This is a genomic window from Falsirhodobacter sp. 1013, assembly GCF_051195255.1.
In the GTDB taxonomy this organism is placed as follows: Bacteria; Pseudomonadota; Alphaproteobacteria; order Rhodobacterales; family Rhodobacteraceae; genus Falsirhodobacter.
In genome coordinates, this window is sequence record NZ_JBNJLK010000005.1 from 129049 (window position 1) to 151381 (window position 22333).

Annotated in this window: 23 protein-coding genes; 15 read left to right on the plus strand and 8 right to left on the minus strand. The window is 66.1% G+C overall.

The genetic code is table 11. The features are described from left to right. The first annotated feature begins 2 nt into the window (after positions 1 to 2). Positions 3 to 1259, plus strand: coding sequence for a glutamate-5-semialdehyde dehydrogenase (locus ACSHZY_RS10010; protein ID WP_435168660.1), 1257 nt, complete (start codon positions 3 to 5; stop codon positions 1257 to 1259). Here the strand turns inward: ACSHZY_RS10010 and ACSHZY_RS10015 are convergent. Continuing rightward, positions 1256 to 1828 carry a histidine phosphotransferase family protein gene (locus ACSHZY_RS10015; protein ID WP_435168663.1) on the minus strand — a complete coding sequence of 191 codons (573 nt, stop codon included), beginning with the start codon at positions 1826 to 1828 and terminating at the stop codon, positions 1256 to 1258. The genes ACSHZY_RS10010 and ACSHZY_RS10015 overlap by 4 nt on opposite strands. A gap of 15 nt (positions 1829 to 1843) precedes the next feature. On the opposite strand from ACSHZY_RS10015, the gene ACSHZY_RS10020 reads away from it, so the two are divergent. The 3 genes from ACSHZY_RS10020 (at position 1844) to ACSHZY_RS10030 (ending at position 3692) form a co-directional block, all read left to right on the plus strand. Beyond that, complete coding sequence (locus ACSHZY_RS10020) at positions 1844 to 2017, plus strand: DUF3553 domain-containing protein (protein WP_435168665.1); 174 nt, start codon at positions 1844 to 1846, stop codon at positions 2015 to 2017. Positions 2018 to 2092: 75 nt separating this feature from the next. Then, complete coding sequence (locus ACSHZY_RS10025) at positions 2093 to 2887, plus strand: GNAT family N-acetyltransferase (protein WP_435168810.1); 795 nt, start codon at positions 2093 to 2095, stop codon at positions 2885 to 2887. Next, positions 2868 to 3692 carry a lysophospholipid acyltransferase family protein gene (locus ACSHZY_RS10030; RefSeq protein WP_435168667.1) on the plus strand — a complete coding sequence of 275 codons (825 nt, stop codon included), beginning with the start codon at positions 2868 to 2870 and terminating at the stop codon, positions 3690 to 3692. The genes ACSHZY_RS10025 and ACSHZY_RS10030 overlap by 20 nt, the downstream gene beginning before the upstream one ends. Before the next feature lie 4 nt (positions 3693 to 3696). Here ACSHZY_RS10030 and ACSHZY_RS10035 read toward each other — a convergent pair whose 3' ends face one another. Further along, positions 3697 to 4317 carry a thiamine phosphate synthase gene (locus tag ACSHZY_RS10035; RefSeq protein ID WP_435168669.1) on the minus strand — a complete coding sequence of 207 codons (621 nt, stop codon included), beginning with the start codon at positions 4315 to 4317 and terminating at the stop codon, positions 3697 to 3699. Between the two features lie 104 nt (positions 4318 to 4421). Here ACSHZY_RS10035 and ACSHZY_RS10040 point away from each other — a divergent pair, with 104 nt between their 5' ends. The 7 genes from ACSHZY_RS10040 (at position 4422) to mnhG (ending at position 11227) form a co-directional block, all read left to right on the plus strand. Further along, positions 4422 to 5147, plus strand: a complete 726-nt coding sequence (locus ACSHZY_RS10040; RefSeq protein WP_435168671.1) for an RNA methyltransferase — start codon at positions 4422 to 4424, stop codon at positions 5145 to 5147. A 103-nt stretch (positions 5148 to 5250) separates the two neighbouring features. Continuing rightward, entirely contained in the window at positions 5251 to 8151 is a 2901-nt protein-coding gene (locus ACSHZY_RS10045) for a monovalent cation/H+ antiporter subunit A (protein WP_435168673.1), read from the plus strand. Then, positions 8151 to 8495, plus strand: coding sequence for a Na+/H+ antiporter subunit C (locus tag ACSHZY_RS10050; RefSeq protein ID WP_271973734.1), 345 nt, complete (start codon positions 8151 to 8153; stop codon positions 8493 to 8495). The genes ACSHZY_RS10045 and ACSHZY_RS10050 overlap by 1 nt, the downstream gene beginning before the upstream one ends. Then, complete coding sequence (locus tag ACSHZY_RS10055) at positions 8492 to 10114, plus strand: monovalent cation/H+ antiporter subunit D (RefSeq protein ID WP_435168675.1); 1623 nt, start codon at positions 8492 to 8494, stop codon at positions 10112 to 10114. Before ACSHZY_RS10050 ends, ACSHZY_RS10055 begins: the two co-directional genes overlap by 4 nt. Next, complete coding sequence (locus ACSHZY_RS10060; RefSeq protein WP_435168677.1) at positions 10111 to 10599, plus strand: Na+/H+ antiporter subunit E; 489 nt, start codon at positions 10111 to 10113, stop codon at positions 10597 to 10599. The genes ACSHZY_RS10055 and ACSHZY_RS10060 overlap by 4 nt, the downstream gene beginning before the upstream one ends. Then, complete coding sequence (locus ACSHZY_RS10065; protein ID WP_435168679.1) at positions 10587 to 10868, plus strand: K+/H+ antiporter subunit F; 282 nt, start codon at positions 10587 to 10589, stop codon at positions 10866 to 10868. Before ACSHZY_RS10060 ends, ACSHZY_RS10065 begins: the two co-directional genes overlap by 13 nt. Further along, entirely contained in the window at positions 10865 to 11227 is a 363-nt protein-coding gene (mnhG, locus tag ACSHZY_RS10070; RefSeq protein ID WP_435168681.1) for a monovalent cation/H(+) antiporter subunit G, read from the plus strand. The genes ACSHZY_RS10065 and mnhG overlap by 4 nt, the downstream gene beginning before the upstream one ends. Here mnhG and modC read toward each other — a convergent pair. From modC to ACSHZY_RS10100, 6 genes are read right to left on the minus strand one after another with little or no spacing between them, the layout of a single operon-like run. Further along, positions 11218 to 12267, minus strand: a complete 1050-nt coding sequence (gene modC / locus ACSHZY_RS10075) for a molybdenum ABC transporter ATP-binding protein (protein WP_435168683.1) — start codon at positions 12265 to 12267, stop codon at positions 11218 to 11220. The genes mnhG and modC overlap by 10 nt on opposite strands. Further along, entirely contained in the window at positions 12264 to 12953 is a 690-nt protein-coding gene (gene modB / locus ACSHZY_RS10080; RefSeq protein WP_435168685.1) for a molybdate ABC transporter permease subunit, read from the minus strand. The genes modC and modB overlap by 4 nt, the downstream gene beginning before the upstream one ends. Before the next feature lies 1 nt (position 12954). Further along, the gene (modA, locus tag ACSHZY_RS10085; protein WP_435168687.1) at positions 12955 to 13692 is read right to left on the minus strand and encodes a molybdate ABC transporter substrate-binding protein; all 738 of its coding nucleotides are present in this window, start codon (positions 13690 to 13692) and stop codon (positions 12955 to 12957) included. A gap of 59 nt (positions 13693 to 13751) precedes the next feature. After that, positions 13752 to 15536, minus strand: coding sequence for a glucans biosynthesis glucosyltransferase MdoH (gene mdoH, locus ACSHZY_RS10090; RefSeq protein WP_435168689.1), 1785 nt, complete (start codon positions 15534 to 15536; stop codon positions 13752 to 13754). A gap of 3 nt (positions 15537 to 15539) precedes the next feature. Continuing rightward, entirely contained in the window at positions 15540 to 15689 is a 150-nt protein-coding gene (locus tag ACSHZY_RS10095; RefSeq protein ID WP_435168691.1) for a hypothetical protein, read from the minus strand. Beyond that, entirely contained in the window at positions 15686 to 17260 is a 1575-nt protein-coding gene (locus ACSHZY_RS10100) for a glucan biosynthesis protein (RefSeq protein WP_435168812.1), read from the minus strand. The genes ACSHZY_RS10095 and ACSHZY_RS10100 overlap by 4 nt, the downstream gene beginning before the upstream one ends. Positions 17261 to 17606: 346 nt before the next feature. On the opposite strand from ACSHZY_RS10100, the gene ACSHZY_RS10105 reads away from it, so the two are divergent. The 4 genes from ACSHZY_RS10105 (at position 17607) to pstB (ending at position 22331) form a co-directional block, all read left to right on the plus strand. Then, positions 17607 to 18635, plus strand: coding sequence for a PstS family phosphate ABC transporter substrate-binding protein (locus tag ACSHZY_RS10105; protein ID WP_435168693.1), 1029 nt, complete (start codon positions 17607 to 17609; stop codon positions 18633 to 18635). Positions 18636 to 18716: 81 nt separating this feature from the next. Beyond that, a complete protein-coding gene (gene pstC, locus ACSHZY_RS10110; RefSeq protein WP_435168695.1) occupies positions 18717 to 20177 on the plus strand; it encodes a phosphate ABC transporter permease subunit PstC in 1461 nt (486 codons plus the stop codon). Beyond that, a complete protein-coding gene (gene pstA / locus ACSHZY_RS10115; RefSeq protein ID WP_435168697.1) occupies positions 20174 to 21523 on the plus strand; it encodes a phosphate ABC transporter permease PstA in 1350 nt (449 codons plus the stop codon). Before pstC ends, pstA begins: the two co-directional genes overlap by 4 nt. 10 nt (positions 21524 to 21533) lie before the next feature. Continuing rightward, a complete protein-coding gene (pstB, locus tag ACSHZY_RS10120) occupies positions 21534 to 22331 on the plus strand; it encodes a phosphate ABC transporter ATP-binding protein PstB (RefSeq protein WP_435168699.1) in 798 nt (265 codons plus the stop codon). Positions 22332 to 22333 lie beyond the last annotated feature (2 nt).

The following is a 22333-nucleotide window of genomic DNA, read 5'->3' on the forward strand; positions in this document are numbered from 1 at the left end:
GGATGGACAGCGTGAACGTGACAGCTTTGATGCAGGCGATCGGCGCAAGGGCGCGGGCGGCGGCGGCGGAGCTGGCCTTCGCGCCACCCGACGCCAAGCGGAACGCCCTGCACGCCGCAGCCGACGCGATCCAGACCGCGCAGGGCGCAATCCTTACCGCCAACACTGAAGACGTGGCGGCGGCGCAGGAGCGCGGGATCTCCGGCGCGTTTCTGGACCGGCTGGTGCTGAACGCGGACCGCATCGCCGGCATCACTGACGCATTGCGTGACATCGCCGATCAGGACGATCCGGTGGGGCAGGTCATTGCCGAGTGGGACCGGCCCAACGGGCTGCACATCCGCCGCGTCCGCACGCCTCTGGGCGTCGTGGGCGTGATCTATGAAAGCCGCCCCAACGTCACCGCCGATGCGGGCGCCCTGTGCCTGAAGGCCGGGAACGCCGTGATCCTGCGCGGGGGCAGCGAAAGCGCGAAATCCTCGGCCGCGATTCATGCGTGCCTGCAGACGGGCCTGCGCGCGGCGGGCCTGCCCGAGGACGCGATCCAGCTGATCCCTACGCAGGACCGCGAGGCGGTGACCGAGATGCTGCGCATGACCGGCGTCATCGACGTCATCGTTCCGCGTGGGGGCAAGGGCCTTGTCGGCCTTGTGCAGCGCGAGGCGCGGGTGCCGGTCTTCGCGCATCTGGAAGGGATCAACCACGTCTATGTGGACGCCGCCGCCGATCCGGCGATGGCCGAGGCCGTGGTCGTCAACGCCAAGGCGCGCCGCGTGGGCGTGTGCGGCGCGGCGGAATGCCTGCTGATCGACGATGGCTACGCCCATGCGCCTGCACTGGTCGCGGCCCTGCAACAGGCGGGGGTGGAGGTGCGGGCCGAGGGCGATCTGGCCTCCCTGCCGCAGGTCGTTCCCGCGACGGCCGAGGATTTCGGGCACGAATTCCTTGCCCCAATCATCGCGGTGAAGCGCGTGGCGGGCGTGGACGGGGCGATCGACCACATCCGCCGCTTCGGCTCGGGCCATACCGAAGCCGTGGTGACCGAAAATCCGGCCGTGGTCGCCCGGTTCTTCCAACGGCTTGATTCGGCGATCCTTCTGCACAACGCCTCCACCCAGTTCGCGGATGGGGGGGAGTTCGGGATGGGCGGCGAAATCGGCATCGCCACCGGCAAGATGCACGCGCGGGGCCCCGTCGGGGCCGAGCAGCTGACCAGCTTCAAGTATCTGGTCAGCGGCCAAGGCACGATCCGGCCCTAATAGGTCAGGCGGATCGAGGTGTCGGTGACCTCGATCCGCGGCGTGCCTCCGGCCGCCTGGATCTCCTCCGCCGCCAGGGCGAAGTGGATGTGGGTGGCGGTCACGTCGGACGACGTTCCTTCCAGGATCGCCCATTGCGGGGCGGCGTCGCGCAGGCGCCGCGCCTCGGCCCGCAGGCTGCGCGCGCCGTCCACCGTGATCGTGCCGCCGAAGGCCATCGCCGTTTCAAGGCACTGGATCAGCAGGAACAGGGTCTTCGTTTCGGCGCGCGTCAGGTCGTGGGGGACGGCCCAATCGATCTTCACGCGCCCCGCCATGTCGGCCAGGATCTCCCGCACCTCGGCCCGGCCGACGGTTTGGGCCGCCGATACCCCGAACGCCACGCGGAAGAACCGCACCCGCGCGTTGGCCTGCGCGACCGAAGATGCGATCAGGTCCATTTCCGGGGACTGGGGGGCGCCGGACATGGCCAGAAGCTCGACCCCGTTGCCGATGGCGGCGATCGGGCCGATAAGGTCGTGGCAGATGCGCGAACCGATCAGGGCGGCAAGGTCGGGTCGGTCAGTCATGGAAGGCTCCGCAAGATGAATGAGATACTTGAACCCGGCATGTTGGTGCGTCACCCGTCACAACCGGACTGGGGGCTGGGGCAGGTGCAGTCGAGGATCGGAAACAGGATCACGGTCAATTTCGAACATGCCGGCAAGGTCGTGTTCGACGGGCGGGAAGTGTTGCTCCTCGCTGTCTTTGACCGGTGATCATGGCGTAAACGTGGCGGCCTCCGGGATCAAGCGCGATTGCAAAAGGAGGCCGCTTTGGCTACCGCTGCGCGCATGAACACGGATCCGCACCTGACCCTGCGCCTTGCGCGCGACGACCGCGACCTGATGGCCGCCCAGCGTCTGCGCTACCGCGTCTTCGTCGAGGAGCTGGGCGGCGACGGCGATCTGGTCGATCACGACCACCGGCTGGAGCGGGACCGTTTCGATCCGTTCTTCGACCACATGATCCTTGTGGACGACCGGCTGGATCCGGCCACGCTGGACGACGTGATCGGCGTTTATCGCCTGTTGCCGGGCGATCGGGCCGTGGCGGCGGGCGGGTTCTATTCCGAAGGGGAATACGATCTGGACGCGCTGCGCCGGACGGGCCGGAACCTTGTGGAACTGGGACGGTCCTGCGTCGCGGCCGAACATCGTGGCGGCCTTGCGATGATGTATCTTTGGAACGGCCTGTCCGAATACGTGCTGGAGCGGGGGATCGAGATCCTGTTCGGCCCAGCCAGCTTTCACGGTACGGACACGGGCCGCCTGGCACAGGCCTTGTCCTTCCTGCACCATCACCACTTGGCCCCGCCCGAACTGCGGGTGACCGCCCGTGTCGCGTCGCGCCAGCCGATGGACCTGCTGGCCGCGGACCGGATCGACAAGAAGGCCGCGCTGCAGGACATTCCGCCTTTGATCAAGGCCTACCTCCGGCTGGGCGGCTGCGTGGGCGACGGGGCATGGATCGACCACGCCTTCAACACGACCGATGTCTGCCTTGTGATGGACACGGCGCAGATGGCCTCGAAATACAAAGATTTCTATTCGCGTAAGGTGATCGGCAATGACCTGGCAGGGAGATGACTTCCACCCCGAGCAGATCGGGATCATGGGCTGGCTGCGGCTGATCTGGCGGGCGCCGGTTCTTCTGGTCATCAACTTCGGATGCCTGATGCTGCTGTGCCTGGTCCGGCTGATCGAACAGCCGATCTTCGGGATGCGCCGGCCGATCACGCCTTGGATCACGCAGTTCGTCTGCGTGTCCTCGCTGTGGGTGATGGGGCTTCGTCTGCGCCAGAAGGGAAAGGCCATGCAGGAGCCGGGAGCGCTGGTTGCCAACCACGGAAGCTGGCTGGACATCTACACGCTGAACGCCTGCGCGAGGATCTACTTCGTGTCGAAGGCGGATGTGGCCCGCTGGCCCGGCATCGGCTGGCTGGCCCGCGCCACGGGAACGGTGTTCATCAACCGCCGCCCCGGTGAGGCGCGCGCCCAGCAGGAACTGTTCGAGGCGCGGCTGCGCGCCGGCCATCACCTGCTGTTCTTCCCAGAAGGGACCAGTACGGACGGTCAGAGGATTATTCCATTCAAATCAACACTTTTCGCGGCGTTCTTCGCACCGGATCTGAAGGATTCCATGTCGATCCAGCCGGTCAGCGTGGTGTATCACGCCCCGCGCGGGAAGGACCCGCGCTTCCATGGCTGGTGGGGCGGAATGCCCTTCGGACCGCATTTCAAGCAGATGATGGGGGCGCCGCGCGGCGGGGCCGTGGACGTGATCTTCCACGATCCGATCCGCGTGGCCGACATGCAGGACCGCAAACGCCTGGCGGCCGAGGCGGAGGCGGCGGTGCGTGCCGGGCACCCGTCGGGCGGGAACCCGGCGTAAGGTTTCAGGCCATCGCGGCGGTCAGCGCCTTCAGGGCGGCCACCGGATCCTCGCCCATCCAGATCTCCTCGCCGATGCCGAAGAAGTCGGTGTGCGGTGTCAGGGTCCGGATCAGGTCGGGGGTCAGGCCGCCTTCGGCGACCACGGGAACCTCGATCATCTCGGACCACCAGGTGAACAGCTCCAGATCGGCCACGGTGCCGTCGCCCAGCGGGGTCGGGCCGACGGGACCGAAGGCCACGTAATCCGCGCCCGCATCCGCCGCGCCCATGCCGTCGTGGCGGGTGGTGCCGCAGAAGGCGCCGATGATCGCATCCGCGCCCAGTTCCTTGCGCAGTGTCCGGACGGACTTGCCACCATGGGGCAGGTGCACGCCGTCGAGGCCCAGACGTTCGACCATGCCGGCATGCTTCTCGATCACGAGGGCCACGTCGCGGGCGTGGCACACCTCACGCAGGGTGTCGGCGGCACGGGACAGCCGATCCTCGTCCCGGATGGCGAAGGCCAGCCGCAGGCAGGCGATGTCCGCGCTGTCAAGGACGCGCGCCAGCCGGTCGGGAAACACGTCGGCGTCGAACTCGGGCGGAGTGATGAGATAGATCTGCGGATGCTCGGCGTCGGCCATCTTCGGGCTCCTGTTTCGGGTTTCCTGTCCCATAGCGCAGTTCGGAATGGTTGTCATCACGGCCCGGCGGGCGTAACAGACGCGGCGTCAGACACAGGTGCCCCATGATCCCACCCGCCTTCATCCTCGTGCGCCCGCAGATGGGCGAAAACATCGGCGCCGCCGCGCGGGCCATGCTGAACTTCGGGCTGGACCGGATGCGGATCGTCGACCCGCGCGACGGCTGGCCGAATCCGAAGGCCAACGCCATGGCCTCGGGCGCGGGGCGGGTGCTGGACGGGGCGGGGCTGTTCCCGGACCTGCGGGCGGCGGTGGCCGATTGCGATTATGTCTTCGCCACGACCGCGCGGGGGCGGGAACTGACGAAGCCCGTGATGACGCCCGAACGCGCGATGATCCACGCCCGCGCCATGGCGGCCGAAGGCAAGAAGATCGGCGTCCTTTTCGGCCCCGAGCGCGCGGGGCTGGAGAACGAGGACGTGGCGCTGGCCAACGCGATCATCACGGTGCCGGTCAATCCGGACTTCCCGTCGCTCAACCTCGGGCAATGCGTGCTGCTGACGGCCTATGAATGGCGCCGGCAGGTGGCGGAGGTTCCGGCCGAAGTGGTGCACATGGCCCGCACCGAATTTGCCACCGCGATCGAGGTGCAGAAGCTGGGCGACCACTTCGAGGAACGGCTGGAGGAGGTCGGCTTCTTCTTCCCGCCCGCGAAGGTCGACGGCATGAAGCTGTCGCTGCGCAACATGTGGAGCCGGCTGAACCTTACCCGCGCCGAGGTGCAGACCTTCCACGGCATGTTGCGCCAGATCCTGCGCAAGCGCGGATAACATCAACGAAATATAGTGAAATATAAGGCGGTGGCGGTTGAAGCCCCGCCCGATCGCGGCCATAACCGGGAAAACCCTCTTCGCAAAGGTAAACCCCCCGGTCATGGCCCCGCCGTCACTGCTTCTTCTGCTGCTTGTTCTTCCATTTATCAGCGGATTGATCGTTGTGACCATGCAGGCCCGCCGCGCGGTGGTCGGGGTGTCCGCCTCGGTCATGGCCTCGGCGGCGGCGCTGGTGATGCTGTTCTGGCCGGTGGTGCGCGACGGCGGCATCGTCCGCCACGTCACGCTGTGGCTGCCCCAGCAGGGGATCAACCTGACGCTGCGGCTGGACGGGCTGTCCTTCATATTCGCGATGATGGTGACCGGGATCGGTTTCCTCGTCGTGATCTATGCCCGCTATTACCTGTCCAGCAAGGAGCCTGTGCCGCGCTTCTTCTCGCTTCTGCTGCTGTTCGCGGGGGCGATGAACGGGATGCTGCTGTCGGGCAACATCGTCGTCATGGTCGTGTTCTGGGAGATGACGAGCCTCGTCTCCTTCCTGCTGATCGGGTTCTGGCGCACAAACGGTGCCGCGCGGGACGGGGCACGGATGGCGTTGATCATCACCGCGACGGGCGGGCTGTGCCTTCTGGCCTCCATGCTGCTGGTGGGGCATGTGGCGGGCAGCTACGATCTGGACCGGGTCTTGGCCTCGGGCGAGAAGCTGCGGGCCCATCCGCTGTATGTGCCGGCGCTGTTGCTGTTCCTGATCGGCTGCTTCACGAAATCGGCGCAGTTCCCGTTCCACTTCTGGCTGCCGAACGCCATGTCGGCGCCCACGCCCGTATCAGCCTATCTGCATTCGGCCACGATGGTGAAGATGGGGGTCTTCCTTTTGATCCGGTTTTCGCCGGTCTTCGGGGGGACGGACCTTTGGTTCAACCTTGTCGCGGGGGTGGGGCTGGCGACGCTGGTCATCGGCGCCGTCATCGCCCTGTTCCGGCATGACCTGAAGGGCATCCTCGCCTATTCCACCATCAGCCATCTGGGACTGATCACCGCCCTTGTGGGTATCGGCAGCCCCGAGGCGATCGTGGCCGCCATCTTCCACGTGATGAACCACGCGGTTTTCAAGGCGTCGCTGTTCATGGCGGCGGGCATCATCGACCACGAAACCGGCACCCGCGACATCCGCCGCCTGTCCGGCCTGCGGCACGCGATGCCGGTCACGGCCGCGCTGGCGGGGGTGGCCTGCGCCGCCATGGCGGGGGTGCCCCTCCTGAACGGCTTCCTGTCGAAAGAGATGTTCTTTGCCGAAACCTTCGCATGGCACAGCGGATCCCTTTTCGACAACGCGATGCCCTACATCGCCGTGCTGGGCACGGCGTTCTCGGTCGCCTATTCGCTGCGGTTCCTGCTGTCCGTCTTCTTCGGCCCGCCCGCCACCGACTTGCCGAAAGAAGCGCACGAGCCCGTCGCCTGGATGCGCCGCCCGGCCGAGGTTCTGGGCGTGCTGTGCCTTGTCATCGGCATCTTCCCGTACGCCACCATCGGCCCCGCGCTGGCCGCCGGCGCGCGCGCCGTGCTGGGCGAAGGCGTGCCCGACTATTCGCTGGCGCTGTGGCACGGGGTGAACGCGCCGCTGATCATGTCGATCATCGCCATCGTTCTGGGCGCGCTGATCTATGGCCTGTTCCACCGCGCGATCGCGCAGGGACCGGAAGGTCCCCCGCTGTTGTGGCGCCTGCGCGGGTCGCGGATATTCGACGCGACGCTGGTGCAGGGCACTTGGCAGATCCCGCGCCGCGCGATCCGCCTGTTCGGCACCGCCCGGCTGCAACCGCAGGTGCGTCTGCTGGTGGTGCTCGGCATCCTTGCCGTCGCCAGCGCGCTTTGGGGCAGCAACGCCCTGCGCCCGGTGTGGGAGCTGAGCCCCGTCGATCCCGTCTTCCTTCTGCTGTGGGTCGGGGGCGCCGCCTGCGCCATCGGCGCGGCCTGGTACGCCAAGTATCACCGTTTCGCCGCGCTGACGCTTCTGGGCGGGGCGGGGCTGGTGACCAGCGCCACCTTCGTCTGGTTCTCCGCCCCCGACCTTGCAGTGACTCAGCTGCTGGTGGAGATCGTGACCACGGTCCTGCTGCTTCTGGGCCTGCGCTGGCTGCCCCGCCGCAAGGCGGAAATCGCGGCCGCCGAAGGGCGGAAGGCCAAAATTCGGCGGCGCGTCGATCTGGCGGTGGCGCTGGTCTGCGGCGCGGGCGTCGCGGCGCTGTCCTATGCGGTGATGACGATGCCGGCCGGCAACCTCGCCTCGGACTGGTTCCTGGAACATGCCTATGCCGAAGGCGGCGGCACGAACGTGGTGAACGTGATCCTCGTGGATTTCCGCGGCTTCGACACGCTGGGAGAGATGACGGTTCTGGCCATCGTCGGCCTGACGGTCTTCGCCCTGCTGCGCCGCTTCCGCCCGGCCATCGAGAGCAACGAGGTGACGGCCCAGCAGCGTCTGCAGAACGAATACGACGACGCCGCCGATGGGCGCAAGCGCGGCGACACGGTGCGCGACTACCTGATGGTGGCGTCGGTCATCATGCACTGGATGTTCCCCGTCATCATCATGCTGGCGGCGATGCTGTTCTTCCGCGGCCACGACCTGCCCGGCGGCGGCTTTGCGGCCGGAGTGGCGCTGGCCATCGCTTTCCTGCTGCAATACCTCGCCGCCGACGTGACCTGGGTGGAGGATCGTCTGCGCATCCTGCCGGTGCGCTGGATCGCCATCGGGCTCCTGATCTCCACCGGCGTGGGGATGGGATCGTGGATCTTCGGCTATCCCTTCCTGACGGCGCATTCGCAATACATCCACATCCCCCTGATCGGAGAGGTGCCGGCCGCAACCGCGCTTCTGTTCGACGTGGGTGTCTTCGCGCTGGTCGTGGGGGCGGTGGTGCTGATGCAGGTGGCGATCGCCCACCAGTCGCTGCGCTGGTACCGCGCGCGCGAAAAGACCGACGGGGAGGAAGGCTGATGGAACTGATCCTGGCACTGGGCATCGGCGCGCTGGTCGCCTCGGGCACCTGGCTGGTCATGCGGCCGCGCAGCTTTCAGGTGATCATCGGGCTGTGCCTGCTGTCCTATGGGGTGAACCTGTTCATCTTTTCGATGGGGCGGTTGCGGATCGGCGCGGCGGCCATCATGCCCAAGGGCGGCGTGGTGGACCCGTCGCTGTACGCCGACCCCATCCCGCAGGCGCTGGTGCTGACCGCCATCGTCATCAGCTTTGCCACGACGGCGTTGTTTCTTGTGGTGCTTCTGGCGTCGCGCGGATTCATGGGCACGGATCACGTGGACGGAAAGGACCCGAAACGTTGACCCCGCAGCATCTTGTCATCGCGCCCATCCTGATCCCGCTTCTGGCCGGCGCTGCCATGCTTTTGTATGACGAGCGTCAGCGGCGCGTGAAGTTCGCCGTCAGCCTGGGCGCCTGCCTCGCCATGCTGGCCGTCGCGGTGGAACTGCTGATCCGCGCCAAGGCGCCATCCGGCGGCAGCCTGATCGGGCTGTACCTTCTGGGCGACTGGCCCACGCCCTTCGGGATCAACCTGGTGCTGGACCGGCTGACGGCGCTGATGCTGGTGTTGTCCTCCGTCCTGTCGATCGCGGTGCTGATCTACGCCTGGGGTGGCTGGCAGGGGCGCGGGCAGCACTTCCACAGCCTGTTCATGTTCCAGATGATGGGTGTCAACGGCGCCTTCCTGACGGGCGACCTGTTCAACCTGTTCGTGTTCTTCGAGATCATGCTGGCGGCCTCCTACGGTCTGCTCCTGCACGGCTCGGGGCCGGAGCGGGTGCGGGCGGGGATGCATTACATCGTCATGAACCTTGTGGCGTCCTTGTTCTTCCTGGTGGGTGTATCGATGATCTACGGGGTCACGGGCACGCTGAACATGGCGGATCTTGCGCGGATGATGCCCGATCTGCTGGCCCGGGACCGGGCGATGGTCCATGCGGCCATGGCTATCCTGGGCCTCGTCTTCCTGGTGAAGGCGGGGATCTGGCCCTTGGGCATGTGGCTGCCCGCCACCTATCAGGCGGCGTCGGCCCCGGCGGCGGCGATGTTCGCGATCCTGACGAAGGTGGGGGTCTATGTCATCCTGCGCATCGCCTTCCTGAACTTCGCCCCTGGAAGCGGCGAGTCCGCGGGCTTTGGCGCGGAGCTGCTGGTGGTGGGCGGCCTCGCCACGATGGCCTTTGGCAGCCTCGGCATCCTCGGGTCGCAGACGATGCCGCGGATGGCGGGATACGCCGTGCTCATCTCCTCGGGGACGATGATCGGCACGGCGGGGCTGGCGCTTCTGGGCGGCGGGTCGGGGATGCTGGCGGGCGCGCTGTACTACATGCTCGGCTCCACCCTCGGGATCGCGGCATTGTTCCTGCTGGTGGAGCTGGTGGACCGGGGGCAAAGCGCCGTGGCGGCCATGCTGGCCTTGTCCGCCGACCTGTTCGGCGCCCCGGATGAGGATCCGGAGGAGGATCAGACCGGCCTCGTGGTGCCCGCGACGATGACGCTCCTCGGACTCAGCTTCGCGGCGCTGGCGGTGCTGCTGGCCGGGTTGCCGCCCTTGCCGGGCTTTGTCGGCAAGGTCGTGATGCTGACGGCCATGCTGAAGGGCGGCGTGTCGGGGCAGGTCGTCGCCTGGGTGTTCATGGCCGCGCTGATCGTGTCCGGCCTTGCCACGCTGATCGCTCTGCTGCGCGTGGGGGTGCAGACCTTCTGGGCCGCCGGCGATCAGGACGAACCCAAGGTGCTGGCGGTGGAGATCGCGCCCATCCTGGCCCTTCTGACGCTGGTGGCCGTGCTGACCTGGCAGGCCCGCCCCGTGATGCGCTACATGGAGGCGACCGCGGCCGCGCTGCACCGGCCCGAGGTCTACATTTCCGGCGTGCTGACGGCGGAGCGCACCCAGCACCAGCGGGAGGAGGCGGAATGAGGCGTCTTGTTCCGCATCCCGTGCTGGCTGTCGCGCTGGTCCTGATGTGGCTGATCCTGACGCGGTTCTCGCTCGGGCAACTGGTTCTGGGTACGGGCGTGGCATTGGTGGCGTCCTGGGCCCTTGGCCCGTTGGAGCCACGGACCATCCGCATCCGGCGCTGGCGGCCCATTCCGGGGCTGCTGGTGGTTCTGGCCGGCGATGTCATGTGGTCGAACCTGCGGGTCGCCCGGCAGATCCTGTCGGGGCGCATTCCCGCCTCCGGCGTGGTGGAGGTGGATCTGGAAAGCCGGGACCGGGCGGTTCTGGCGCTTCTTGCCATCATCATCTCGGCCACGCCCGGAACGGCCTGGCTGGGGTGGAACCCGCGCAGCGGCAAGATGCTGCTGCACGTCTTCGACCTGCGCGAAGAGGACGAGTGGAAGACCCTGATCCAGACACGTTATGAATGCCGCCTGCGGGAGATTTTTGAATGGGAGACATGATCCTTTCGGTGTCCGTGTTCCTGGCGCAGGGCATGCTGGCCTTTGCCATCCTATTCGGGGGGGTGCGGGCGCTGCGCGGGCCACGGGCACAGGACCGGGTTCTAGCGCTGGACACGATCTACGTGAACGTGCTGTTGCTTCTGGTCCTGTCGGGCATCCGCACCGGAACCGTCTTCTTCTTCGAAGCGACGCTGATCATCGCCGTTCTCAGCTTCGTGGCGACGGTGGCGCTGGCCAAGTTCCTCATGCGTGGAGAGGTGATCGAATGACGGGTCTTCCACTTTGGGCCGCCATCCTCGTATCTGCGCTGGTGCTGATTGGGTCGGCCATGTCGTTGATCGGGGCCATCGGACTGTTGCGCTTGCCGAAATTCTATCAGCGGCTTCACGCGCCGGGGCTGACGACCAGCTCCGCCTCGATCTGCATCATCCTCGGTTCCATGATCGGGTTTTCTTTGCTGAACCAGCGGCTGGTCCTGCATGAGGCGCTGATCGGACTGTTCATCATGTGTACCACGCCGGTGACGCTGATGCTGCTGGGACGGGCCGCGCTGTATCGCGACCGGGCCGAGAACAAGCCCGTCGTGGCGCCGACCGATCCGCTGGCCGTGCCGCCGCGTCAGGACTGAACCACCAGCGCGGCCGATTTTAGGATGGCGTGGACGGGCGCACCGGGGGCCAAGCCCAGCGCGGTGGCCGATCGCCCCGTGATGCGGGCCAGCAGGATCTGGTCAGTGCCGCAGGTCAGCCGCACCAGCACCGTCGCGCCCTGCGCGTGCAGGTCCAGAACCCGGGCGGGCAGGATGTTGAGGGCGGACAAGCCTTCGGGGCGGGCGCGGGCCAAGAGAACATCCTCTGCCATGATGCGCAGGCGGACGGGCTGGCCCACGGCCACCGGCAAGGGCAGCACGAGATCACCCATCTTCGTCGCGATCACGGCCAGACCATCCGCGTCCTGCCCCGTGACATGGCCGGACACGACCGCGCCCGCCGCGCGAGGCCCCAGATGCGCCGCCAGATGCGGGTCGGAAAAGACGGCCTCGGGCGTTCCGAAGCCGGCCAGCCGCCCCTTCGCGATCAGGGCGACCTGGTCGGCCAGCCGGATCACCTCGGCCAGCGAATGGCTGACGTAAAGGATCGGGATCGACGCTTCGCCAGCCAGCCGCTCCAGATAGGGCAGGATGTCGTCCTTGCGGGCGGCGTCCAGCGCGGACAGCGGTTCATCAAGGATCAGAAGCTCCGGCATGCGCAGCAGGGCGCGGCCGATGGACACCCGTTGCCGCTCCCCCCCGGACAGGTGTGTGGGACGGCGGAACAGCAGCGGCGTGATGTCCAGAAGGTCCGCGATGTGGGCAAGGTTCGTGTCGTCCGGCGCGCCATAAAGCAGGTTCTTCCGCACGGTCAGGTGGGGGAAAAGGCGCGCGTCCTGAAAGACATAGCCGATGCGGCGCTTGTGCGGCGGCGTCCAGACGCCAGGACCGAAAAGGGTGCGGCCGTTCAGGCGGACATGGCCGGAATCCGGACGAAGAAGCCCAGCCACCGCATTGGCCACGCTTGTTTTTCCGGCGCCGGAGGGACCGAAGAGGGCCGTCACGCCAAGGGGTGCGGTGAAGGCCAGATCCAAGGCCGCCGCAGGGAAGCGATGGCGCAGCGCGACGTCGAGGCTCATGATAGCCTCGCCTTTTTCAGGCGAGCGGCCAGCGCTTCGGACAGCAGAATCGCGCCCACCGCCAGGACGATGGAGATCACGATCAGCCGGAACGCCTGCGGTTCGGCACCGGGCACCTGAAGCAGCGAATAGATGGCGGAGGGGAGTGTTTGGGTCTGGCCCGGGATGTTGGACACGAAGGTGATCGTGGCCCCGAATTCCCCCATCGCCTTGGCAAAGGCGAGGACGGCGCCCGCCAGAACGCCCGGCAGTGCCAAGGGCAGCGTCACCGTCAGAAACACCCGCAGCTGTGAGGCGCCGAGGGTCGAGGCCGCCGCCTCGAGCCCCGGATCGATGGCCTCGATTGACAGGCGGATCGCGCGGACCATCAGCGGAAAGGCCATGACGGCGGCGGCCAGCGCGGCACCCGTCCAGTTGAAGGCCAGAACGATGCCGACCTTTTCCAGAAGTGCCCCGACCGTCCCCCGCCGTCCGAAGACCAGCAGCAGCAGATATCCGGTGACGATGGGCGGCAGGATCAGCGGCAGATGCACCAGCCCGTTGATCAGCGCCTTGCCGGGAAACTCCCTCCGCGCCAGAAGATGGGCGATGGCTATGCCGAAGGGCAGGCTGGACAAGGTCGCCACGGCGGACACGCGAAGCGACAGCTCCACCGCCTGCCATTCCTGAACCGTCAGCCCGCCCACGTCAGCGGAGGACCTTGAACCCCTGGTCGCGGAAGACCGCAGCCGCCTCGTCCGAGGAAAGGTGGTTCAGGAAGGCCTGCGCCGCCGGCGTATCGCGCCCCTGAAGAAGGGCTGCGGGATAGGTGATGGGGTCGTGGCTGTTGTCTGGGAAGGTCAGGACCTCCGCCACCCGCGGTTCGGCCATCGCGTCCGAAGCATAGACGATGCCAAAATGCGCTTCCCCCGCCGCCACAAGCGCCAGTGCGGCGCGCACGTCGTCGGTCTGCGCGACGCGGGCGGCCAGATCCTCCCATAGGCCCAGATGGTTCAGGGCCTGCTTGCCGTAGATGCCGGCAGGGACCGAATCCACCATGGCCATGGCCAGATGGCTTTCGCCCAGAAGATCGGGAAGATCCTCGGCCTCCATTTCGGAACTGCCCTTGGGGCCGATGGCCACCAGCGTGTTGCCCAGAAGGTCGCGGCGGGTGGATGGGGCGAGCAGACCCTCCTTCTCCACCACGTCCATCCAGTCGGAGGAGGCCGAGATGAACAGATCAGCGGGCGCCCCTGACGCGATCTGCTTTGCCAGGGTGGAGGAGCCGGCATACGACACCGTCACGCTGTCGCCGCTTTCAGGCTGCCATTCCGCCGCGATCTGGTCCAGCGCGGTCTTCAGGCTGGCGGCGGCGAAGACGGTGACCGTGTCGGCCTGCGCCGCCGTGGACAAGGCAAGAAAGGCGGCAAAGGTAAGGCGAAGCATGGAATGTCCTTGATGAGGTGCAGATAGATGATGCATCCGCACCCCGGAAAGGCAAGCCGTCAGGCTTGCGCGGGCAGGGCCACCAGGTCCGGCGCAGGCTCCCGCGCCGTCCCTTGCCAAGTGGCGAGGATGCGGTCCTGCATCAGCATGACGGGCGAAGGCTGGATGTCCAGCGGGGTCAGGAACAGACGCGTGCGGCTGGCGCGGGACGTCCACGACACGACGAACGGCGCAAGGATCATCGGCACCGCGATGGGCAGCAGCCACGGCACGAGACCGGGGGCCAGGAACCACGTCGCCGACAGCACGACCACGCCCCAAAGAACGATCCACCACGTGCCGGACCAGCTTTCCGACAAGGGCAGCGTGCCGTCCCCGCGGTTGTTGGTGGGCCAGCCGCCATCCGCCCCGAACACGACCTGAAGCACCGACCGCGTCTGGAACATCATGAAGATGGGCGCGGTGATGGAGGAGAAGATCAATTCCACCAGCGTCGACCGGAACACGAGGCCCGCCCCGCCGAAATCCTTCGCTCGGCCCGAGGTGATGGCGTCGGCCGCCACCAGCAGCTTGGGCAGGAACAGCAGGCCAAAGATGCCGATCGCCAGACCGATCGCCTTCCACGTCTCGTCCGAGGGGAAGATCGGGAAGGGCCAGCCTTCGACCGGGAAATAGTTGACCGGCGGCGTGAACCAGGGCGCGAAGATCGACGCGATGATGAAGCCCAGCCAGAACAGGGGCGAGATGTAGCTGAGGATACCCTGCACGAAGACGAAGCGGTTCCAGGCGCGCAGGCCCGGCGCATTCACGATCTTCGAATGCTGCAGGTTGCCTTGGCACCAGCGACGGTCGCGCTTGGCGTGGTCGACGATGTTCTCGGGACCTTCCTCGAAGCTGCCCTCAAGGTCGTCGTCCAGACGGACCAGCCACCCGGCGCGGGCCAGAAGGGCGGCCTCGACATAGTCATGGCTCATGATATGGCCGCCGAAGGGGGGCTTGCCCGGCAGTTCCGGCAGGCCGCAGCTTTCGGCAAAGGCGCGGCAGCGGACGATGGCGTTGTGGCCCCAGAAGGGCCCGGTGGCACCCTGCATCATGGCCAGGCCGCGCGCGAAGATGGGCGAATGGAAGCTGGCCGAGAACTGCATCGCACGTCCGAAGCGCGCCTTGGCGCGGGTCACCTTCGGCAGCGTTTGCAGCAGGCCCAGCTCCGGCTCCGCCTCCATCCGGCGGGCCATCTCCACGATGGTGTCGCCTTCCATCAGGCTGTCGGCGTCCAGGATCAGCGCGAAATCATAGGCGCCGCCCGACCGCTGGAAGAAATCCTCGATGTTGCCGGCCTTCCGGCCCTTGTTGTTTTCGCGCCGGCGATAGAACATCCGGCCTTCGCCGTTGCAGGCGTCCAGAAGGCGTTCGAACCAAATCCGTTCCTGAAAGGCCACATCCTCTTTGCGCGTGTCCGACAGGATCGCGAAATGGAAGTGTTCCGCCTGTCCCGTCGCCAGAAGGGACGCGTCCATGGCCGCGATCCGCGAATACACCGTCACCGGATCTTCGTTGTAGACCGGAACGAGGATCGCCGTCTTGCTGTGCAGTCCGGTGAAGGGCGGCAGCGCCGGGGGCGTGGCCCGGGACATCAGGCCCAGAACGGCCTGCATCGCCCCCCAGGCCAGCCAGAAGGTGGAGATCAGGATGAAGACCGCGCGGACGATGTCCATCGCGTCCAGCCCGTCCGACCAACCGAATTGCAGGAACAGCATGAAGGCGCCGGCGGCGGCCAGCGCGCTGAACGCAAGCCCCAGCGTCCGGGGCAGGAAGGCGCCCCGGTCTTTCGACGACTGTGCCATGGATCAGGAGCCTGCCTTGACGGCGCGGTTGCCGAAGAACCTGCGCCAGCCCGGCTGGGCCTCGGTGGTCAGGACCTGCTTGGGCATGGCAAGGGGGGCGTCCGGAAGGGTGCCGCGCTCGGTCTCGGGCTGTTTGGGGTCGGGGGAACTCATGCGTTCATCCATTGGTAAAGCCACGTCTCCGACAACTTGCGACCGTAACCCGCAATATGCGCGCCAAGTTCCACGATCTGGCCCTTGGTTCCGCGCACGTCGATGACAAGACGCCACATATTGCTTTCGGGGATACGCACAAGGGAAGAATGCTCCACCTCGCCGTTCTGGACGTTGATCACGGGATCGAGCTTCGCCTCAAGCGGCAGGTTCGCGATCACGCCGCCCTGGAAGTCGATCACGAACTTGCGGAAGTTCGCACTGTTGTCGACGCCGGACACGCCACCCTGGCCGGTGCGCGATTCCGCCACAAAGGCCAGCGCCGCCTGCGGATCGGGCGCCAGCGCCCCCCAGCGGAGAGAGTAGGCGAATTCGCGGGCGTCGCCCTTGTTGAACGCACCTTCCGGTACCCAGAAGGCGACGATGTTGTCATTGACCTCGGAATCGCTGGGGATTTCCACCAGCCGCACGATGCCCTTGCCCCATTCGCCCATGGGCTCGACCCGGACCGACGGGCGGCGTTCGTAGCGGGCTTCCAGATCCTGGAAATTCTCGAACTCCCGGTCCCGCTGATACAGACCGAAGGAGCGGGGAGATTCCTCGCCGAAGTACGAGCCGCCCAGACGTGGCGGGTTGTTGAGCGGACGCCACATCTTGTCGCCCGAGCGCCGTTCGATTCCAAGCCCGTCGGAATCGTGCACGTTGGGGCGGAAATCGTCATAATTGGCGCGGTTGTTTTCCGAGAACATGTACATCGACGTCAGGGGCGCCACGCCCAACTGCGCCACATCCTCTCGCGCGAAGACGCGGGCGGTGACGAGCATCACCGTCTCCTCGCCCGGGGTGATGATGAAGCGGTAGGCCCCCGTCACCGAGGGGCTGTCCAGCGCCGCATGCACGATTACCGTGTTCGACCCATCGGCCGGCTTTTCCAGATAGAAGCGGGAGAAGCGGGGGAATTCTTCTTGCGTGGGGGAGGCGGTGTTGACGGCCAGACCCCGCGCCGACATCCCGTAGCTGGTGCCGCGACCCAAGGCGCGGAAATAGGACGCGCCAAGGAACGCCACCAGTTCATCGAAGATGTCGGGACGGTTCAGGGGCGTCGACAGGCGGAAGCCGGCCACGCCCGGCAGTTCCAGATGCGGCTGGAAACGGTCGGTCAGGTTGTTGTAATATTCGAAATCATCGGTGGAGAAGGTCATTTCCGTGGCGGTGTCGCCAGCGACCTGGAACATCTGCACCGGGTCGGAATAAAGCCAGCCCATGTGGAAGGCGGCCACGCGGAACAGGGTGGCCGAACTGTCGGCCCAACGCGCGCGGTCGGCCCGGAAGTTGATGTTGCGGTAATCGTTGTACTGAAGCTCGCCCAGGGCACCCGTGGGACGAGCCGGCTCCTCGTAGGGGCGGGTGGCGGCCTGGCGCATCTCCTCGGTCAGCAGGTCGAAGCTGAAGGGGACGCTGACGGGCGCCGCCTGCGGCGCGGGCTCGGTCACGGGGGCGGGTGCCGGAATGGGCGCGGGAACGGGGGCCTCGGGGGCCGGGGCCTCCTGCGCCAGAACCGGAACCGCCATGAGGGCGGTCGTCGCCGCACCGGAAGCCAGAAGCGTCCTGCGCGAAAGGGACAAAGAGGTCACGGGCAAATCGGGCTCCAACTGTTCGTGCAACCTCCGGGAGGAGATTCGTTTGTCCGGTAATATTGCGCGGCGCCGGGTGGAAGCAAGAAATGCCTGTTACAATTGCCTCTTTTCGGCGCGTTGCTGCCGGAAATACACGCAGAAGTCCTCGGATCGGGCGGTTGGAAAGGCGCAGGGCGTGTCATGAAACTGTCACAAAACTGACGTATACGGGTCGCAAGCGCTTGCTAGTGGAGTGCCGAGGGGCCCGTCTGGGCTCGTGCTGTTCTTACAGGAGAATTCAATGTCGTTCACCAAATTGTCCGTCTCCGCGCTGGCTCTTGCCGCTGTTGGCGCCACGGCTTCCTTCGCGCAGGACCGTGACACCATCCAGGTCGCAGGTTCGTCGACCGTTCTGCCGTATGCCACCATCGTGGCCGAAGCCTTTGGCGAGAACTTCGACTTCCCCACGCCGGTTGTTCAGTCGGGCGGTTCGGGCGCCGGCCTCGCGCAGTTCTGCGAAGGCGTCGGGTCCACCACGATCGACATCGCCAACGCGTCGCGCCTGATCAAGGACAGCGAACTGAAGACCTGCCAGGACAACGGCGTGACCGACATCATGCATGTCCAGATCGGCTATGACGGCATCGTCTTCGCGTCCGCCGTGAACGGCGAGAAGTTCGAGTTCACCCCCGCCGACTGGTACAAGGCGCTGGCCGCCCAGGTCGTCGTGGACGGCAAGATGGTCGCCAACCCCTACACCACCTGGAACGAGGTGAACCCGGACCTGCCCGAGCAGCCGATCCTGGCCTTCATCCCGGGCACCAAGCACGGCACGCGTGAAGTCTTCGAAGAGAAGGTCCTGACCGCGGGCTGCGAAGAGTCGGGCGCCATGGAAGAGATCACGGCGCTGTCCGACAAGGACGCGGCCAAGAAAGCCTGCGTGGCCGTGCGCACCGACGGCAAGTCGGTCGACATCGACGGCGACTACACCGAAACGCTGGCCCGCATCCAGTCGGACGCCAACGGCATCGGCGTGTTCGGCCTGTCCTTCTATGAAAACAACACGAACGCGCTGCAGGTCGCCACGATGTCCGGCGTCGTCCCCACGACCGAGTCGATCGCTTCGGGTGAATACCCCGTGTCGCGTCCGCTGCAGTTCTACGTCAAGAAGGCCCATATCGGCGTCGTCCCCGGCCTGAAGGAGTTCGTGACCTTCTTCGTGTCCGACGACATGGCTGGCCCCAACGGCCCGCTGGCCGCTTACGGCCTTGTTTCGGATCCGGAACTGGCCACGATCCAGGCGGCTGTCGAAGCTGAAGAAACCATGTAAGAGACTTCGGTCAGGATTCCCTGCCAAGCCTTCAGGCCCGGTCGAACCTTCGGCCGGGCGTTCTTTCAGACGAGAGACCCAATGTCAGTGTTCTGGATCACGCTCATCGCAGTTGCCATCGCCTGCGTCGCGTATGGAATCGGGCGTCAGAAAGCGCTTTCCTCCTCCAAGGGGGATCCGCGCAAGCTTCATTCGCTTCCAGCCTATTACGGCTGGTACTGCTTCATCTCCTCGATCGTGCCCGCACTGGTGATTCTGGTGCTGTGGCTGTTCGTGCAGCCGATGATCACGACGCAGCGCGTCGATTCGATCCTGCAATTGCCGGCCGAAACGTCGATCGGCGACAAGCTGGCCGCCAAGCGCAACGTGCAGTCCATCGCCGTCGCCCTTGACCGTGGCCTGGCGCAGGGAGTCATCGCGGAAAGCGATCTGCCCGCGCTGGCCGAAAATCCCTCCTCGCTTCCTGCCACGCTGAAGAAGGCCGACATCGCCCTTCCGGTCGTGGTGACGCCCGTTCTGTTCAACGCGGCGCAGAGCTATCGCGACCTTTCGTCCACGCTGAACACGGCGCTGGCCGTGACCGTGATCCTGTTCGGGGTGGTCGGCGCCGGCTTCGGCATCCACCGCTGCGCGCCCGACTTCCGCGCCCGCAACGTTGTGGAACGCGTGACGATGGGGCTGCTGATCGGCGCTTCGGTCATCGCGATCCTGACGACCATCGCCATCGTCCTGTCGCTGGTGTTCCAGACGGCCAGCTTCTTCCAGCAGTATTCGTGGAAGGACTTCTTCTTCAGCGCCACCTGGTCGCCCGTGTTCCAGGGCAACAGCCAACTGGGCCTGCTGCCGCTTCTGTGGGGCACGCTCTACATCAGCCTGATTGCGCTGCTGGTCGCGGTGCCGATCGGCCTCTTCTCGGCCATCTACCTGTCGGAATACGCGTCCAAGGGCATGCGGTCGGTCGCCAAGCCGCTGATCGAGATTCTTGCCGGCATCCCGACCATCGTCTACGGCCTGTTCGCCCTGATCACCGTGGGCCCGATGCTGCGCGACTGGATCGCCCAGCCGATGGGCCTCGGCTCCTCGGGAAGCTCGGTCATGACGGCGGGCCTGGTCATGGGCATCATGATCATTCCCTTCGTGTCCTCGCTGTCGGACGACATCATCAACGCCGTGCCGCAAAGCCTGCGCGACGGGTCGCTGGGCCTTGGCGCCACGCCGTCGGAAACCATCCGGCAGGTCGTGCTTCCGGCGGCCCTTCCGGGCATCGTGGGCGCCGTGCTGCTGGCCGCGTCGCGCGCCATCGGCGAGACCATGATCGTGGTGCTGGGGGCAGGGGCCGCCGCCCGGATGGGCCTGAACCCGTTCGAGGCGATGACCACCATCACCGTGAAGATCGTGTCGCAGCTGACGGGTGACACCGACTTCAACTCGCCCGAAACGCTTGTCGCCTTCGCCCTTGGCCTGACGCTCTTCGTCATCACGCTGGGTCTGAACATCCTTGCGCTCTACATCGTGCGCAAATATCGGGAGCAATACGAATGACCGATATCTCCGCCCATCCGGCCGGAAAGCGCAAGGCGACCTCCTTGCTGCAACTGGACGCCCGCACGAAACGTCGCAACGCGGCCGAACGGCGCTTCCAGATCTATGGCCTCGTCTGCATCGGCATCGCGATGGTCGCGCTGGTCATGCTCCTGGTCTCGATCTTCTCGGGCGGGGCCTCGGCCTTCCGCCAGACCTTCGCGACCTTCGAGATGACGCTGCCGGCCGAGGTGCTGGACCCGCAGGGCAACCGCAACCCCGAGGAGATGGCCAAGGTCACGACCATCGGCTATCAGAACGTTCTGCGTCAGGGCCTCGTGGATGCGGTACGCCGTGCCAACATCGTGCCCGAAGGCATGACGGATGCCGACATCACGGGCATGCTGTCGGCCGAAGCGGCCGCCGATCTGCGCAGCCGCGTGCTGAACAACCCCGAACTGCTGGGCCAGCAGGTGGACATCGACGCGCTGGCCAACGGCCGGATTGACGGCTACTTCAAGGGCCGCGTCACCATGGAAAGCGCCGAGCGGGATGCCAACGTCACCCCGCAGCGTCTGCAACTGGCGCAGGCCATGACGGACAACGGGTTGATGGCGCTGCGCTTCAACTGGGGTTTCGTGACCAAGCCGGACTCCTCGGACCAGCGTCCAGAGGCGGCGGGTCTGGGCGTGGCGCTTCTCGGCTCGCTTTACATGATGCTGGTGGTGCTGGTGCTGTCGGTTCCCATCGGGGTCGCCGCTTCCATCTATCTGGAGGAGTTCGCGCCGAAGAACCGCTGGACCGACGTGATCGAGGTGAACATCTCCAACCTTGCGGCCGTGCCGTCCATCGTGTTCGGGATCCTGGGCCTGTCGATCTTCATCAACTTCATGCATCTGCCGCAATCGGCGCCGATCGTCGGTGGCCTCGTGCTGACGCTGATGACGATCCCGACGATCATCATCTCCACCCGCGCGGCCTTGCGCGCAGTTCCTCCGTCGATCCGCGACGCGGCGCTTGGCGTGGGGGCCAGCCGGATGCAGTCCGTGTTCCACCACGTCCTGCCGCTGGCGATGCCGGGCATCCTGACGGGCACGATCATCGGCCTGGCGCAGGCGCTTGGCGAAACCGCACCGCTGCTGCTGATCGGCATGGTCGCCTTTGTTCGCGACTATCCCGACGCGCCGCCGGCCGGCCTGTTCGACCCGGCGTCCGCACTGCCGGTGCAGGTCTACAACTGGACGCAGCGCGCGGACCCGGCCTTCGTGGAACGCTCCTCCGGGGCCATCATCGTGCTGTTGGCCTTCCTTCTTGTGATGAACGCGGTTGCCATCATTTTGCGCCGCAAGTTTGAACGCCGTTGGTGAGGGACCAGATATGAACGACATGAGAATCGCGGAGAGAGACGTGTCCACCAGCGAGACCAAGATCACGGCGCGGGACGTCAACGTCCATTATGGCGCCAGCCATGCCCTGAAGGGGGTCGATGTCGACATCCTGAACGGGCATGTCACGGCCTTCATCGGCCCGTCGGGCTGCGGCAAGTCCACCTTTCTGCGCTGCCTGAACCGCATGAACGACACGATCGCGGCGGCCAAGGTCACCGGCCGGATCGAACTGGACGGCGAGGATATCTATGATCCGAAGGTCGATCCGGTGCAGCTGCGCGCCAAGGTCGGTATGGTGTTCCAGAAGCCGAACCCCTTCCCGAAGTCCATCTACGACAATGTGGCCTATGGTCCGAAGATCCACGGCCTGACGCGTTCGAAGGCGGAACTGGACGAGGTCGTGGAAAACGCGCTGCGCAAGGCCGCCCTGTGGAATGAGGTGAAGGACCGCCTTCAGGCGCCCGGCACCGGCCTTTCGGGAGGCCAGCAGCAGCGTCTGTGCATCGCCAGGGCCGTGGCAACCTCGCCCGAGGTGCTGCTGATGGACGAGCCGTGCTCGGCCCTCGATCCCATCGCGACCGCGCAGGTGGAGGAGCTGATCGACGAGTTGCGGAGCCAGTTCGCGGTGGTCATCGTCACCCACTCCATGCAGCAGGCGGCACGGGTCAGCCAGAAGACGGCGTTCTTCCACCTGGGCAACCTGGTCGAATACGGCGAAACGGGGCAGATCTTCCAGAACCCCCGCGACCCGCGTACCGAAAGCTACATCAGCGGCAAGATTGGATAAAC

Coding starts and splice junctions, on each gene's coding strand:
- ACSHZY_RS10030 (WP_435168667.1), top strand. CDS start 2,868: ATGACCTGGCAGGGAGATGACTTCCACCCCGAGCAGATCGGGATCATG.
- ACSHZY_RS10035 (WP_435168669.1), bottom strand. CDS start 4,317: ATGGCCGACGCCGAGCATCCGCAGATCTATCTCATCACTCCGCCCGAG.
- mdoH (WP_435168689.1), bottom strand. CDS start 15,536: ATGGCACAGTCGTCGAAAGACCGGGGCGCCTTCCTGCCCCGGACGCTG.
- ACSHZY_RS10045 (WP_435168673.1), top strand. CDS start 5,251: ATGGCCCCGCCGTCACTGCTTCTTCTGCTGCTTGTTCTTCCATTTATC.
- ACSHZY_RS10020 (WP_435168665.1), top strand. CDS start 1,844: ATGAATGAGATACTTGAACCCGGCATGTTGGTGCGTCACCCGTCACAA.
- ACSHZY_RS10050 (WP_271973734.1), top strand. CDS start 8,151: ATGGAACTGATCCTGGCACTGGGCATCGGCGCGCTGGTCGCCTCGGGC.
- ACSHZY_RS10065 (WP_435168679.1), top strand. CDS start 10,587: ATGGGAGACATGATCCTTTCGGTGTCCGTGTTCCTGGCGCAGGGCATG.
- pstA (WP_435168697.1), top strand. CDS start 20,174: ATGACCGATATCTCCGCCCATCCGGCCGGAAAGCGCAAGGCGACCTCC.
- modC (WP_435168683.1), bottom strand. CDS start 12,267: ATGAGCCTCGACGTCGCGCTGCGCCATCGCTTCCCTGCGGCGGCCTTG.
- ACSHZY_RS10015 (WP_435168663.1), bottom strand. CDS start 1,828: ATGACTGACCGACCCGACCTTGCCGCCCTGATCGGTTCGCGCATCTGC.
- pstC (WP_435168695.1), top strand. CDS start 18,717: ATGTCAGTGTTCTGGATCACGCTCATCGCAGTTGCCATCGCCTGCGTC.
- ACSHZY_RS10105 (WP_435168693.1), top strand. CDS start 17,607: ATGTCGTTCACCAAATTGTCCGTCTCCGCGCTGGCTCTTGCCGCTGTT.
- pstB (WP_435168699.1), top strand. CDS start 21,534: ATGAACGACATGAGAATCGCGGAGAGAGACGTGTCCACCAGCGAGACC.
- ACSHZY_RS10100 (WP_435168812.1), bottom strand. CDS start 17,260: ATGGCGGTTCCGGTTCTGGCGCAGGAGGCCCCGGCCCCCGAGGCCCCC.
- ACSHZY_RS10025 (WP_435168810.1), top strand. CDS start 2,093: ATGAACACGGATCCGCACCTGACCCTGCGCCTTGCGCGCGACGACCGC.
- ACSHZY_RS10010 (WP_435168660.1), top strand. CDS start 3: ATGGACAGCGTGAACGTGACAGCTTTGATGCAGGCGATCGGCGCAAGG.
- ACSHZY_RS10060 (WP_435168677.1), top strand. CDS start 10,111: ATGAGGCGTCTTGTTCCGCATCCCGTGCTGGCTGTCGCGCTGGTCCTG.
- ACSHZY_RS10040 (WP_435168671.1), top strand. CDS start 4,422: ATGATCCCACCCGCCTTCATCCTCGTGCGCCCGCAGATGGGCGAAAAC.
- mnhG (WP_435168681.1), top strand. CDS start 10,865: ATGACGGGTCTTCCACTTTGGGCCGCCATCCTCGTATCTGCGCTGGTG.
- modA (WP_435168687.1), bottom strand. CDS start 13,692: ATGCTTCGCCTTACCTTTGCCGCCTTTCTTGCCTTGTCCACGGCGGCG.
- ACSHZY_RS10095 (WP_435168691.1), bottom strand. CDS start 15,689: ATGAGTTCCCCCGACCCCAAACAGCCCGAGACCGAGCGCGGCACCCTT.